General features: G+C 37.3%; 9 protein-coding genes. 8 read left to right on the top strand and 1 reads right to left on the bottom strand.

Annotation, left to right across the window (positions count from 1 at the left end):
• Positions 1-218 precede the first annotated feature (218 nt).
• The 7 genes from L1275_RS10660 to L1275_RS10630 all read left to right on the top strand — a co-directional run bounded on the left by L1275_RS10660 (position 219) and on the right by L1275_RS10630 (position 6,523).
• Complete coding sequence (locus L1275_RS10660) at positions 219-1,727, top strand: hypothetical protein (RefSeq protein WP_253472680.1); 1,509 nt, start codon at positions 219-221, stop codon at positions 1,725-1,727.
• 70 nt (positions 1,728-1,797) lie between these two features.
• Positions 1,798-3,594: a cytochrome-c peroxidase gene (locus L1275_RS10655; protein ID WP_253472677.1), complete on the top strand. Its 1,797-nt coding sequence runs from the start codon at positions 1,798-1,800 to the stop codon at positions 3,592-3,594.
• A 215-nt stretch (positions 3,595-3,809) separates the two neighbouring features.
• The gene (locus L1275_RS10650; RefSeq protein ID WP_253472674.1) at positions 3,810-4,166 is read left to right on the top strand and encodes a hypothetical protein; all 357 of its coding nucleotides are present in this window, start codon (positions 3,810-3,812) and stop codon (positions 4,164-4,166) included.
• Between the two features lie 151 nt (positions 4,167-4,317).
• Positions 4,318-4,683 carry a heavy-metal-associated domain-containing protein gene (locus L1275_RS10645; protein WP_253472671.1) on the top strand — a complete coding sequence of 122 codons (366 nt, stop codon included), beginning with the start codon at positions 4,318-4,320 and terminating at the stop codon, positions 4,681-4,683.
• Positions 4,684-4,704: 21 nt separating this feature from the next.
• A complete protein-coding gene (locus L1275_RS10640; protein WP_253472668.1) occupies positions 4,705-5,187 on the top strand; it encodes a TlpA disulfide reductase family protein in 483 nt (160 codons plus the stop codon).
• A gap of 1 nt (position 5,188) precedes the next feature.
• Positions 5,189-5,713, top strand: a complete 525-nt coding sequence (locus L1275_RS10635; RefSeq protein ID WP_253472665.1) for a heavy-metal-associated domain-containing protein — start codon at positions 5,189-5,191, stop codon at positions 5,711-5,713.
• 3 nt (positions 5,714-5,716) lie between these two features.
• The gene (locus tag L1275_RS10630; protein WP_253472662.1) at positions 5,717-6,523 is read left to right on the top strand and encodes a hypothetical protein; all 807 of its coding nucleotides are present in this window, start codon (positions 5,717-5,719) and stop codon (positions 6,521-6,523) included.
• Positions 6,524-6,718: 195 nt separating this feature from the next.
• Here the strand turns inward: L1275_RS10630 and L1275_RS10625 are convergent, their stop codons facing one another.
• The gene (locus L1275_RS10625; protein ID WP_253472659.1) at positions 6,719-8,434 is read right to left on the bottom strand and encodes a tetratricopeptide repeat protein; all 1,716 of its coding nucleotides are present in this window, start codon (positions 8,432-8,434) and stop codon (positions 6,719-6,721) included.
• Between the two features lie 423 nt (positions 8,435-8,857).
• On the opposite strand from L1275_RS10625, the gene L1275_RS10620 reads away from it, so the two are divergent.
• A complete protein-coding gene (locus L1275_RS10620) occupies positions 8,858-14,884 on the top strand; it encodes an MBG domain-containing protein (RefSeq protein ID WP_253472657.1) in 6,027 nt (2,008 codons plus the stop codon).
• Position 14,885: the final 1 nt, after the last annotated feature.

Below are 14,885 nucleotides of genomic sequence, written 5' to 3'. Positions count from 1 at the left end.
CTGATAGTAGGTTAACGCAGGAGGAAATCCTGCGTTTTTTGTTCATTTCCAAAACGGCTTAACCACTCTGGTTAAGCTCTGATTCCCTATTCCCGCATAACCAGTCTAAACAAGATCGTTTTCTTAATATATGCCAAGAGTACTTAAAGGTTTTGTAACAGTGAGTTAAAGTTGTTGTGATTTAAGACACCTAAGTTTGTTAAAAATAAATTACACAAATGAAAATGAACTACAAATTATCTTTATGGGTTATGGGACTCATAGTTTCTACTGCGGTAATCAGTTGTAACGACGACACCACTTTGCTAAAGCCAATCGAACCGGGTATCGTGGTACCGGAACCGGGCAAAAATCCGGTGGTATTACAGAACCATTCGATAACGCCGGCTTTTGTATTTGCGATGCCAGGTTTTTCTAATCTCGAAATCTTTTCTCTGATTTCCAGTGAAGATAAATTAAAAGATTCACCTGATTTTGTATTTGCCGGTCAACCTGATGGTGCTGGATTTATGAAAGATCCGAGTGGTGAAGGATTTATGATGATTACCAATCACGAAATCACTCAATCGGTTTCTCGGGTGTATTTCGACAAATCGTTTAAACCCGTTCGAGGAGAGTATATCGTAGATGGAATTGGAGGAATAACAAGGTTGTGTTCGGCTACTTTAGCCAAGCCAGAGATACATGGTTTTGGGCCTGTTTTTTTAACTGCAGGCGAATCGGGAGAAGAAAGTATGGTACATGCTATTGATCCACTTGGATCCACTGGTTTAAAATCCAATACGGACCGCGTTTTACCAGCTTTGGGTAAAGCGAGTATGGAGAATGCTGTTCCATTACCGGTTGATGTTTCCAATGGTAAAACGTTGATTTTAATAGGAGAAGATCAAGGATATGCATCCAATCATCAAAGTGCTGGTCAGTTGTTAATGTATGTAGGTAGCAGAGGCGATTTACAAAACGGAAAATTATATGCGCTAAAACGCAAGTCTGGTGGATATACTGAAATGGATATCACCAAAGGAAATCAATATGATGTAGAGTTTGTTGAGATTCCGGATGCTAAAAACCTAACAGGTTCTCAAATCAATCAAAAAAACATGGAATTGGGAGTGATTCGTTTCTCTCGTGTTGAGGATGTGGATTATAGAAAAGGTGCTAATAAAGGAAATGAAATTTATTTTACAGCAACCGGTCAGGCTAGTGGAGGTAATCCAGTTAGTGGATATACCATGTGGGGTCGCGTTTATAAATTGGTTCTAGATAAGTCGAATATGTTAAGCGGTAAGCTGTCTCTAGCGGCAGAAGGAGATAGTAATCCTGGAAACAACCTAATCAATCCCGACAATCTATGTGTTACTGAAAACTATGTTTACATACAAGAAGACGGAGATTCTTATTATGCTGATGCCAAACACGATTCGTATATCTGGCAATACAAAATATCCGACGGTACGTATAAGCCTTGGTTGAACATGAAACACAATAGAGGTGATGTAGCTTGGAATGAAAAGTATAACCAATCGGGTAATCTCAATAAATTCGGTTCATGGGAGTTTGGTGCTATGGAAGATGTATCCGATTTAATTGGTATTCCAAATACTTTTTCAGTGAATATTCACTCACATACTTGGCAAAATGCCGCATTCTCCAACGCAGATAAAGCAGGAGTAAACACCAACAAAGAAGGTGGGCAAGTCGTGCTAATTCGCAATGTAGAGAAATAGTCAAATAAATAATTTTTAATGATCTCTATTGGTTTAGTTTCTATACCTCTAGAGGTCTTTTTTATAAAAGATGGAGAGTTTTAAATATATTATATTCAGTATTTTTTTCTTGTTGTTGACTGGTTGTAAAAAAGACACGACGATTTATCAAGATGTTTCCTTTAATACTTATTTGCTCAAAAAAGTTGATACTTTAGATTTGAAACTAGACCGACTGATTGAGAGCGTCAGTGATAATAAAGATAGTTTGGTCGTTAGACAGGCGTTTATAGAAAGTCGTTTGGCATATAAAGAGGTAGAATGGGCCATTGCTTATTTCTTGCCGCATACCAACAAATCGCTCAATGGCCCGGCATTGGATCAATTGGATTTGGATGAAAACAAATTTATTCCAGCCGAAGGATTTCAAGTAGTCGAAGAGTTGGTGTTTCCTGTTTATCAATCTGCAGAGCAGCAAAAGCTTATTTTGGAATCGAAGAAAATAAAGAACTTTGCTTACGGTGCTCGAAAAAACTTTGAAGTCATCTCTATTGATGAAAAGCTTGTTTTGGAGGCTTTGAAAATGGAGCTTTTTCAAATCACCGCTTTGGGGATTACGGGCTTTGATACACCGGAAAGTCAGTTGCAATTTATTGAAGCTGGGGCAAGTTTAAAAGGAGTGAAGGAAGTTCTAGAATTATCAGGTAAATGGCGAGAAGCGAAAGCTTATAGGAAGTTAAAGGAATTATTAGATAAAAGCATTGTAGTATGTAACGCCAATCCGTCTAAAGAAAGTTTCAATTATTTAGACTTTATAACCGACAATCTCGAGCCGATCGCTCAGGGTATTGTCTTTTTACAACAGGAATTAAACATTCCTTTTCACGAGGGCAATCAAGTGGTGGACGGTCGTGTAGCCTCGCTTTTTGCCAAGGACCTGATCAATTTAAACGCTTTTTTACCCGATCCGACTTATTACTTAAGCCCCGCTAAGATAGCCTTGGGAAAAGAACTGTTTTTTGATAAAAACTTGTCAAAGAACAGTCATCGGAGTTGTGCAGACTGTCATCATGCAGACAAAGCCTTTTCCGATGGTTTGAAAACGGCCTTGGACTTAGAGGGAAAACCGTTAAAGAGAAACACCCCTTCATTAAACTATGCTGCCTATTACCACGGACAGTTTTGGGATATGAGAAGCGTTACTTTGGAGAGTCAATCTTCCGATGTCATCACCAACAAGGATGAAATGCATGGGGATTTAAAGGAAATCGCTAAATTTTTAAATCAATCACCTACCTACAAAAAAGCATTCCAGAAAGTCTACTCGAATGACAAGCCAATTGAGTCTTGGCAATTAGAAAATGCCTTGGCATCCTATATACGTTCCTTAGCGGTTTTTGAATCGCGTTTTGATCAATATATGAGGGGAGATAAAACGGCAATGGATGAGCAGGAGAAACGAGGTTTTAATCTGTTTGTAGGCAAAGCCAAATGTGCTAGTTGTCATTTTATGCCTGTTTTTAATGGAACCTTACCGCCGTTTTTTACCAATTCAGAACAAGAAGTACTGGGGGTACCCAAGGACAAAGCCGGTACAATGCTTGACGATGACTTAGGAAGGTATGTGTTTAATACGGATTTAAAACAATTAAAACATGCGTTTAAAACACCAACCATTAGGAACATAGAAAAAAGTGCTCCCTATATGCATAATGGTGTTTACGAAACCTTAGAAGAAGTGATGGATTTTTATAATAAAGGCGGAGGAATAGGATTGGGATTAGATGTTGAGAGTCAAACATTGCCAGATGCGCCTTTGGAATTAACAGACCAAGAAATAAAGGATATCATCGTTTTTATGAAAACATTAAACGACACCTCGCCTTAAAAAAAGGCTACGAGCTGTGTTTGGTTAATCTTAAATTTACCGCAGTAGTATATTCGTCAGAATAGATTACTGCGGTATTTTAGTAAGAGATAACCGCTAAAACAGGCGGTTCACAACGAATAAAAAGCGAAATACTTCAATGAATTACCCCTAAAGAAAGTTTTTACGAGAAATTTAACAAGGCTAAATTCATTTTTAAACTATATTTGCTGGACATGACAAAAAAGATATTCATATTGCTAATCGTTGTTTTAGGACTTATTACAGGTCCTACATCATCGTATGCCGCTGGAATGGATTCCGTTATGTCATGTTGTACCAAAGAATCGGGAACCAAAGACTGTTGTAAAGACGAGGGAACGAAACATCAAGAACACCAGTGCGACAGCAGTTGTGCGGGAACATCTTGTGGATGTCCTACGGTTTACACCAGCTCTACACTGATTTTTTTAAGTCAAACGATCAATGCTGCTCTTTTTGATTTATCAGAAAAAGCACAGAAATTTTATTTTTCTGAAATCTTTATTTCTTCTGATTTCCGATCTATTTGGCTTCCACCTAAAATAGCCTAAATTTCTTTATTGACAGCCCATGGTCTGTCTAATCTCAAGTCTTTACGACTTAATCATTCAAACATTTAAACCCCTTTATCTGCAATTGTAGCTATTACGGCTTACAGTATTGTGGTGTTTTAGGGTATCGTAATTCAAAAAAGCAAAAAAAATGAATTCAATAAAAAAACTATTGATGGTAATAACACTATTATTATCAGTCACTATAGCCAACGCGCAAATTAAAAATCAAACCACAGAAACCGTTACGATTAATGGCAATTGCACTATGTGTAAAAAAACCATCGAGACCGCTGCCTATGCAAAAAATGTAGCGCAATTAACGTGGAATGAAAATACTCAAATCGCTACTATAATTTACGATAAAGATAAGACTACTACAAGTGAAATTCTAAAACGCGTAGCCAAAGTAGGTTATGACAATGAAAAATTTATCGCTGCTGACAACGTATATAATAAGTTGCACGGATGTTGTCAATACGATCGTAAAATAAAGGAAAAAAAGCGAATCCAATAATAAGTTTTAAAAACGTATAATATGTTTAATATCAAAAATATAGGAGCGATTTTGTTGGTTGTATTTTCAATTTCGCTTGGCAATGCACAAATCAAAATCGGAGATGTTTTACCTAATATAACCCTTCAGGATACTAAAAACAACGCCGTTAAATTAAATGCTTTTAAAGGTAAAACGGTTTTAGTGGATTTTTGGGCATCTTGGTGTGGCCCTTGTAGATTAGCCAATCGAAAGTTGGTGAAAATGCATGATAAGTACAAAGCAAAGAATTTTGAAATTGTTGGAATATCTATCGATACTGACAAATCCAAATGGATGAAAGCCATCGAGAAAGATAAAATACAATACGTTCAATTGATCGATCCAAAAGGATTCGATGCCAAGACGGCAGTAAGTTTTGGAGTTGATGCCTTACCGGCGACTTTCCTTTTCGATGCAACGGGTAAACTGATTGCGATCAACCCGACAGAAGCACAAATAATTTCTCAAATCAACAAAAAATAAAATGAAAAATACCTATATAAAATTTATCGCCCTTTGCCTTTTGGTAACTTTTACGAGTGTAAGTTCTTACGCTCAAATTTCTAAAGTAGATATCATTGCTACTGGACTAACCTGTTCTATGTGTTCGAACGCGATTAACAAACAATTAAAATCACTTGTTGAGGTTGACAGCATTGGAACGGATTTAAACACCAATACATTTACGGTTTACTTTAAGGACAATCAAGAATTGGAACCTAAAGTTTTAAAGAATGCGGTTGAAAAAGCTGGTTTTTTCGTGGGATCTATGGTGTTAACGGCAAAATTTGACGACGATCAAGCTTCGGATAAAACAAAAGTAACCCATGGAGGGGCTACTTACTTTTTTATGGATGAGCGCGGTGTTATGAATGGAGCAGCCAAATTTAGAGTTTTAGATAAAGGATTTGTGACCCAAAAAGAATACAAAAAACTCGTGAAAGCCTACTCGAAATTCCCGACTTATGTAACGGGCGTTGATCGTAATTATCATTTAAAGGCCATCTAAGAAATGAAGTATTTATCAATTTTAGGTTTGTGTCTTTTTTCGTTTGGAGTTCAGGCACAAGAGTTATTTGTTATGACCGAGCCAGCAAGTAATGCTCCAGCAGGTTCCATTGGAGTTCGAGTGGGGCAATCTCTGATGAAAAATCAATTTAGCGAAGGTAATATGTATAATTTATCGCCGGAAGTTACTTGGGGAATCAACAAGAATCTTATGGTACGTGCATCGGCTTTTATGTCTAATGAAAAAAGTGGTTTGGGTTTTAACGGTGGTGGTGCTTATGCGAAATACCGGTTTTTCTCTGTAGATGATATGCAAAGTCATTTTAGGATGGCAGCATTTGGTCGTTACAGTTTTAATAACGCGATGATTCATCAGGAATCCATCGATTTGAATAGCGGTAATTCCGGTTATGAAGTTGGATTTGTAGCAACGCAGTTGATAAAAAAAGTTGCTTTAAGCAGTTCGGTTAGTTATTCCAAAGCATTAAACAATGACGGATTTAACTTTCCAAGTCAATTTGGAAGTGATGCGGTCAATTATACTTTTTCAGTAGGGCGTTTGATGCATCCTAAAAAGTATACGAGCTTTAAGCAAACGAACATCAATGCGATGTTGGAGTTTGTTGGTCAAACGATCACGGAAAACGAAAAATCGTATATGGATATCGTTCCTTCTATTCAATTTATCATCAATAGTCAAGCTCGAATTGACTTGGCTTATAAAAAAGAGCTGTATAGCTCCATGCATCGCGCTAATAGCGATGGGTTGTTTTTAAAATTGGAGTACACCTTTTTCAATGTGACCCAATAATTTATTTTTACTTTTACTCATTACACTGTTCGGAGAAAATTCTATACGGAATTTTTTTCGAACAGTTTTTTTTTGATAAAGTAGTAGATGTATTGACGCGATATGCATAGAGGGAATTGCAATACCGGTGATACTTTTAATATCTACGATACATTTAACTTTAGAGTCGGGCTAGAAATGGTTTTGATTTAAGGTTTATTGATCATTAAAGATCTCGGAGTAATTTTCTTCATATCGTTTTTTCAACCGTTGTTTAGACTTTTTAACTGCTTCAATAGTAACACCGAGAATCTGTGCTGTTTCCAAATTTTTCAATCCCATTTTTTGCAGTAAAATAATTCGTAGATTGGCTTCGGTTAATCCTGGGAAGTTTTCCATCAGGTAATCGTAATAATCTGTTTGTTCTGCTATAAAAAGCTTTTTAAATTCCAACCAGTTATCTTTAGTCATTAAATGAGAGTCCAACAGCTTCTGTAGATTGTTTTCTTTTATTTTAGCGTTGATTCTGGGCAGGCTTTTTAGTTTTTTAAATTCCTTTTCTAATTTGGTTAGTTGCTCATTTTTTTCTGATAAATAAACTTGATATGAACTCAAGGTTGTTTGGGTTTCATGGAGTTTGTTGTCGGATTGAATTTTTTCCAACTGCAACAATAATATATTTCTTTCAAATGCCAGACCTTGAGATTTTAGTTTTCTGCGATAAATTAAAAGTAGGAGTAGCGCTATTATAAAGAGTAAAACACTGATACTGATCCACGTATTTCGTACTAAGGAAGCTTTTTCTAGCTTGTTTTTTTCAGACTCTAGTTGTGATTTGATCTTGTCTTTCTGAGCTTGTATATTTAATTGATCTACAACGACTTGTCCGTCGGTTTTTGCGATAATTGCTCTCAAAGAGTCCGCTGATCTGCGAAACTGTAATTCTGCTTTGACGTCTTTATTTAATACCGCCCAATCAACTAGCAGTTGGTTAATCTCAAATTCCGTACTAGCCAAATAGGGTTTCGCAATAACATAATTTTTAGCTGCCTGTAAGTGCAAATAGGTGCTATCTAATTGACCTTCTTCTAGATATATCTTTCCCAATTGAACTTGGGCATACATGGTATTTCTATCACTATTATTTTTCTTAGAAATAGCAATATCTTCTAAATACAATGTTTTTGCTTTTATATAATCGTTTCGAGAAATACAAATTTTTGCTAGTTCTCCTAAGGTTTTGGCATAGAGTATTTCTTGTCCATTGTTCAGTGCCAGTTTTCGAGCGCTTAGATAGGACTCTTCAGCCTTAATTAATTGGTTTTGTCTGAAGTAATTCATACCCAAATTGTTGAGTATTTCTATATAAATCTTGGAATCTTTATGGGAGTGTTTAAGCGCTTCAGTAAGATAGTTTTCTGCTTTTTTATAATCTTCGATATAACCAAAAAAGAAGGCGTTTCTCTTTAAAACCTCTGCTGGCTCGATAAGGTTACTGGCATCAACATCTATGGACTGTGAGGAAAATAAAAAATAAGGCAAGGCCTTAGAGAGTTGTCCATTTCTATAGTAGTAAAATCCAATATGAGTTTGCACCCAAATGTTTAAGCCGTGCTGATTAAGTGCTTTTGCGGCTTTACAAGCTGTAATATAGAGAAGTTCGATTTGGGTATTGCTCTGATCAAGTGTTTTTGAATATTTTTCTGCAACCAAAACTTGATGTATAATTTTTAAGAGTTTAGGGTCTTCTGAGAGATGACTAGTTCTAAAATCTGAAAATGATAGTTCCAAAGAATTTAGATCGTTGTTACGATACGCTTCAATAATCTTATTGAGGGACTTATGTGATGTATTGGCTTCTATGGGATAAGCGAAGAGAAGCAAAAAAATAGGAATTAAAAGTATTCTTAGAGAACTAGATAATGGTTGCATTTAGTCGACGATTAAATCAAAAAGTAATTGACTTTGTCTTCGCAAGGTAATAAAAAACAACAGGTCTATAAAATTGTTTTTTCATAAATTTCGACAAGTAAAAGTTGATTAAATTACTTAAATTATAATATTTTTAGTTTTTTTTTGCTATATAGTGGTAGTTTTTGGTGTTATATGTGATTTTATTTTGATAAAATTTACTTTTAAGTCCTGTACATGGTAAGTTTTATTAAAGACTTTTAATATTATTAACACTTTAAAAGCTGTTGGTGAAGACATGTTAAAACTCCAATTGTCTACCCATTGTCCACTCGAATGTCCACCCCTTATTTTAATTTATTTCAGTGTTGTAAGGTTATATTTGCACTATTGTTAAAAATGATTAACTAGTTCGCGGAATAATTCAGATAAATATAGATTACTATGAAAAAAAAATACTTTATAATTTGGATGTTACTATGTAGCTTAAGCAGTGCTGTTGCGCAAGATTTCGTACCGATTAAAATCGTTTCTGGTTTTAATGCAGACGTTATTGCCAATGGAGTTGGTTCTGTTTCAAGCTCCACAACCCATACATTTGATATATCTGGCAACAATCTAGTGAGCCGCGATTTTGTTGCACAAGCAGGTAATGCTGCTTTGACATACGGTTTACCTACAGATGGGCGAATCATTGCAAGTAATGATCCCAATCTTATCTTTCAATTAAATCCGTATTCACAAAACAATTCACTGCGTTTAAGTGATGGGGGAAGTACTGGTGATTTGGTTTTTGAAACACCAGAAAACGCCACTAGAATCGAGATATTAACAGCGTCAGGAAATGCCGCAGGTTCAATGGCTACTTTTTCAGGAGAGATCCGTTTTACAGACAATACCATACAAAGCTTTAACGGTTTGCATGCAGAAGATTGGTATTCGTACGGAATATTTTCTCCTACAGTTATTTATGGAATGGGCCGAGTTAGAGCTTCAGATAATATAGTGGAAAAATTAAATGATTTTCCTCGATTATTTGGTGCACAGATCAATTTGTCGGTCAGTAACTATTATAAAAAAATCAGTAGCATTCACGTATTCAAAACAACTGGTACTCAAGAGGTTTTGAATATTTTGGCGGTCACCGTTAAAAAGACACCAGATTGTTTTCAACCGAATGATATTCAAGTGTATAACATCAGTACGAATCAAGCAACTATAAGTTGGAGTTATGCTGCAGTAGATCCCAATTTGGGTTACGAATATGAGATTCGTACCTCAGGTCTTGCTGGTAGTGGTACATCGGGATTAGTAACATCGGGATTAGTAACTAATACCACCCTTTTCAAAGACATTACCAACCTAAGTCCGAGTACGGATTATTTCGTATATGTACGTTCAAAATGTACGGCAACCTCATTCTCGGATTGGAGTTTGTCTAAGCGGTTTGAAACCAAATGTTTAATGCCTACCGTAACTGCAACTGGCAATTTAATCTGTCAACCAGCTACGGTTAATCTTACAGCTATGACCACTGATGGCGTTATCAGATGGTATGACAGCCCGACTTCTAATACCGTTTTGCATACAGGTGGGGTTTATACAACTCCTGTTCTTAGTGCAACGAAATCCTATTGGGTCGATGCAACCTCGTCAGATTTTGTCAGTATTGAGAGTGGGAAAAAAACGCTAAGCGCAGCTGCTAATGATGTTAATACTTTTAAGAATTGGGGTGTTATTTTCGATTTAAATAACGATGTGTTTTTAAAGAGCACCGATGTTTTTGTTGGAGGTCCCGGAAAACTTGATGTAGCTATTTATGATTCTTCCGGAACCGAGCTGTTCTCAACGGGTATTTTAACAATACAAGCCTTGGGTATAGCCAGTCCAGTAACCATTCCGTTAAACGTTCAGTTAAAAGCTGGAAAAGGTTATCGATTGTTGATCAAATCCTTTGAAGATATTAAATTATATAGAGATTCAATGGTTGCTTTTCCTTATAAAGACAGTTCCGAAACCTTGAATGTCATCGGGGGTTTCTTCGATGGGTATACGAGAGATTACTATTATTATTTTTACAATCTCATCTTTGAAAAGGGATGTAGATCACCTCGACAAGAAGTGGTTGCTACTGTTTTTAATAGTATCGCACCTACTACATCATTGCCTATACAGACTTTTTGTTTCGAAGCGGGAACTCAATTGAAAGATCTCAGTATTAACGGATCCAATATCAAATGGTATACTGCAGCAAATGGAGGGAATCAATGGAGTGAGACGGCTCTTGTCACCGAAGGTACTACCTATTATGCCTCTCAAACGGTGAATGGATGTGAAAGTACGGATAGACTTGCTATTACCACTAAAGTAGAGAAAATCAGTGTTTTTTCTGTAAATCAAAACATTACTTATAAATATAAAGATGTTGCTGCGGCTTTATCAGCCACAGCTGCATCTGGAAATAAGATCTTATGGTATTTAACTGCTGCAGCAGTTGTTGGAGATGAAACTGCACCTGTTCCAGATACGAGTATAGTGGGAATTCAAAAATATTGGGTGCGTGAAATATCACCACTCGGCTGTATGAGCGATGCCGTAGAAATAACCGTCGCTATAAATCCTATAGAGTTGACGGTTACTGTCGATTCCGATCTAAGCAAGGTTTTTGGAACAACTGATCCTGTTTTAACTTATACGGCGACGGGTTTCTTGGGACTTGATGGCAACAGTTTGTTTACCGGAGTGTTAGACAGAGTCTCTGGCGAAGTGGTGGGAAGTTATGCGATAACCCAAGGAACTCTAAAAGCAGGACCAAATTATACGATTCGTTTCATTTCTAATCTCTTCACCATTGAAAAAGCACCGCTAAGTGGTTTAGTGTTCGATGGACAAACAGTGACTTACGACGGTACAACGAAATCATTAATCTTGACTGGATTGCCAGCGGGAGCAACCGTGAATTATACCAATAACGATCAGATCGACGCGGGTACTTATACGGTTACCGCTACAATTAATGGTGGTTCCAATTATGAAGATGCTACTTTAACAGCTGTTTTAACTATTGAAAAGGCCGTATTAAGTGGAATTACATTCGATAGCCAGACTGTGATTTTTGATGGTGCGATAAAATCTTTAGTGTTGACTGGATTACCAACGGGAGCAACCGTGAATTATACCAATAACGATCAGATCGACGCGGGTACTTATACGGTTACCGCTACAATTCATGGTGGTATCAATTATGACGACACTACGCTAACAGCGGTTTTAACCATTGAAAAGGCCGTTGTAAATGGAATTACATTCGATAGCGAGACCGTGATTTATGATGGTGCAGTAAAATCTTTAGTATTGGCTGGATTACCAACGGGAGCGACCGTGACCTATACCAACAACGATCAGATTGACGCAGGTACTTATACGGTTACAGCTACAATTCATGGTGGTATCAATTATGGAGATGCTACGCTAACAGCTGTTTTAACCATTGAAAAGGCCGTGGTAAGTGGCATTATATTCGATAGCCAGACCGTGATTTATGATGGTGCTATAAAATCTTTAGTATTGGCTGGATTACCAACGGGAGCGACCGTGACCTATACCAACAACGATCATATTGACGCGGGTACTTATACGGTTACCGCTACAATTCATGGTGGTACCAATTATGAAGATGCTACGCTAACAGCTGTTTTAACCATTAAAAAGGCCGTGGTAAGTGGAATTACATTCGATAGCCAGACCGTGATTTATGATGGCGCAGTAAAATCTTTAGAATTGACCGGTTTACCAACAGGAGCAACCGTGAATTATACCAATAACGATCAGATCGATGCGGGCATTTATACGGTTACTGCTACAATTCATGGTGGTACCAACTATGAAAATACCACTAAAAAGGCAGTTTTAACTATTGAAAAGGCAGTTTTAAGCGGTATAGTGTTTAATGGCCAAACGGTAACTTACGACGGTACATCGAAATCATTAATCTTGACAGGATTGCCAACTGGAGCAACCGTGAATTATACCAATAACAATCAGATCGACGCGGGTATTTATACAGTTACTGCGACAATCGATGGAGGAACCAACTATGAAGATACCACTCAAACGGCAGTTTTAACTATTGAAAAGGCCTTGATAAGTGGACTTACATTTCATAATCAAACGGTGACTTATGACGGTACAGTAAAAGCTTTAATCTTGACTGGATTGCCAACTGGAGCAACCGTGAATTATACGAATAACAATCAAATCGACTCGGGTACTTATACGGTTACCGCTACAATTAATGGTGGAGCTAATTATGGGGATGCTATTCTAACAGCTGTTTTAACTGTTGAAAAGGCCTTGCTCGATGGACTTACTTTTACTGATCAAACTTTTACGTATGACGGTAGTAGTAAATCTTTAGCCGTTGGCGGAACATGGCCAACAGCTGTGACTGTAAGTTATGTTAATAACGACAAAATAGTAGCAGGTATGTATACGGTAACAGCTAATATTCATGGTGGGCAGAACTATCAGAGTAGCACATTAACAGCTTTACTAACTATTGAAAAGGCGGATATTCCTACAACGGTGTTTGACAATGCGGTTTTTGTTTATGACGGTTTTCCAAAATCAATATTTATAGCAAATGCTTTACCGACAGGGGTGACAGTGAGTTACACGAATAACGAACAAATAGCAGCGGGTACCTATGCAGTGACCGCTATCATCAATGGTGGTACAAACTATCAGAATGCGACTATAAGTGCTAGTATGATTATCCAAAAGGCTTCGATAACGGGTATCAGTTTCTCCAGTGTGACAATTCCATATGATGGGTCGGCAAAATCGATTTATATCTCGGGTAATTTACCCGCAACAGCTGTGGTCACTTATCAAAACAACGGTCAAATCAATTTGGGAACTTATCCGATTGTTGCTAGCATTGTTGCGGGTAATAATTACGAAGATTTGGTTCTAAATGCAACCTTGACTATTGAAAAGGGCGTGCTGTCAAATGTTTATTTGCCGAGTGCTACTTATACTTATGACGGACAGCTAAAATCACTTCAAATTGGAGGAAGTACCTTACCACAAGGTGTAACGGTGACTTATCTAAATAACGGACATACGGATGCGGGGATCTATACGGTTACAGCGGAAATTAATGGAGGAGCGAACTATCAAGGTCGGGTACTGCAATCAGTGCTCACCATCAAGAGAGCATCAATTGAAAATATTACATTAAGCAATGCTACGTTTACCTACGATAAAACGATTAAGGCTTTAGTAGTGAGTGGTATTATAGATGTGGGTGTGACCGTGAGTTATGAAAATAACGCTAATATTAATGCGGGGGTTTATACCGTTACCGCTAATATTGATGGGGGTAAGAATTTTAATTTTCTTCAATTAACGGCGCAATTAATTATTGAAAAAGCGAGTCAATTTATCGACTTTAAAGAGTTGGATGTGGTTACTTTGGAAGATAGTGTTGGTTTTCAGTTAGCTGCGAATGCTGATTCTGGATTAGGTATTTCGTATACTTATACTTTCACTACAGAAACCGCTGCGGCTACCGTTAGCGAATCGGGATTGGTGACACTAAAGCAGCCTGGAATCATACTTGTTACAGCACATCAGGGCGGTGATCGCAATTATCTACAAGCGCCTTCAGTAACTAGAGAATTGCGTATTGTTAGTCGTGATGCCAGCATTCACGAGCTTTGGATCGGTTCGCAGCATTATTTAGCTCCACCCGAGGAAATTCATTATATCATGGATTGCGATGATTTGGAAACTAAAGTCAAAGTGATCATTCAAGCTCAAGCAGGTGCGACTATGGATCCGGGGCAAGAATTTGTGATAGATATTATAAAACCGGGTATCCATACTCAAACGATTCGTATTACTTCGGAGAATGGTGCGGTAACTAAGGAATATCAAATCATTATTGAAAAACCCTTTCCTTTTCACGCTATAGTTCAGCAAAAATACAATCATGTGTTATTGGTAAACAACAATCCCAATACCAATGGTGGATTTAAATTTGTTAAGTTCGAATGGTATAAAAACGACCAATTAATCGGTGAAGAGCAGGTATATTCTTCGGGAAATAAAGAGGTAGACGTATTAGATACTCACGCACTATACAGAGTTGTACTAACCTCAAGCACCGGGCAAGTATTTACTGTTTGTCCATCCTATATCGAACTTAAAAACAACGTGGTATTTAGACTACATCCCAACCCGGTTGAGGTTGGCGCTCGAATCGTATTGACGATTAGTGATGCCGAATTTATCACTACAGGAGCTCCGTTACGAATTTACGATATGAAAGGGCGTTTATTACAACAGGGTATCATAGAGGGGTATAATACAGAAATTCAACTGTCTAGTTCCGTTCAAAGCGGCGTTTATTTGGCCGTATTTAGAGTTAAAGGACAGGACAAGGTTATTAAATTTATAGTGAAATAAG

The organism is Flavobacterium sp. HSC-61S13, assembly GCF_024171535.1.
Lineage (GTDB): Bacteria > Bacteroidota > Bacteroidia > Flavobacteriales > Flavobacteriaceae > Flavobacterium.
The sequence above is the reverse complement of the archived record's forward strand: the minus strand, read 5'-3'. Positions and strand labels throughout refer to the sequence as shown.

Bases quoted from the DNA above. Each gene is read 5' to 3' on its own strand.
- L1275_RS10660 (WP_253472680.1), top strand. From the start codon at position 219: ATGAAAATGAACTACAAATTATCTTTATGGGTTATGGGACTCATAGTT.
- L1275_RS10620 (WP_253472657.1), top strand. From the start codon at position 8,858: ATGAAAAAAAAATACTTTATAATTTGGATGTTACTATGTAGCTTAAGC.
- L1275_RS10625 (WP_253472659.1), bottom strand. From the start codon at position 8,434: ATGCAACCATTATCTAGTTCTCTAAGAATACTTTTAATTCCTATTTTT.
- L1275_RS10640 (WP_253472668.1), top strand. From the start codon at position 4,705: ATGTTTAATATCAAAAATATAGGAGCGATTTTGTTGGTTGTATTTTCA.
- L1275_RS10650 (WP_253472674.1), top strand. From the start codon at position 3,810: ATGACAAAAAAGATATTCATATTGCTAATCGTTGTTTTAGGACTTATT.
- L1275_RS10645 (WP_253472671.1), top strand. From the start codon at position 4,318: ATGAATTCAATAAAAAAACTATTGATGGTAATAACACTATTATTATCA.
- L1275_RS10630 (WP_253472662.1), top strand. From the start codon at position 5,717: ATGAAGTATTTATCAATTTTAGGTTTGTGTCTTTTTTCGTTTGGAGTT.
- L1275_RS10635 (WP_253472665.1), top strand. From the start codon at position 5,189: ATGAAAAATACCTATATAAAATTTATCGCCCTTTGCCTTTTGGTAACT.
- L1275_RS10655 (WP_253472677.1), top strand. From the start codon at position 1,798: ATGGAGAGTTTTAAATATATTATATTCAGTATTTTTTTCTTGTTGTTG.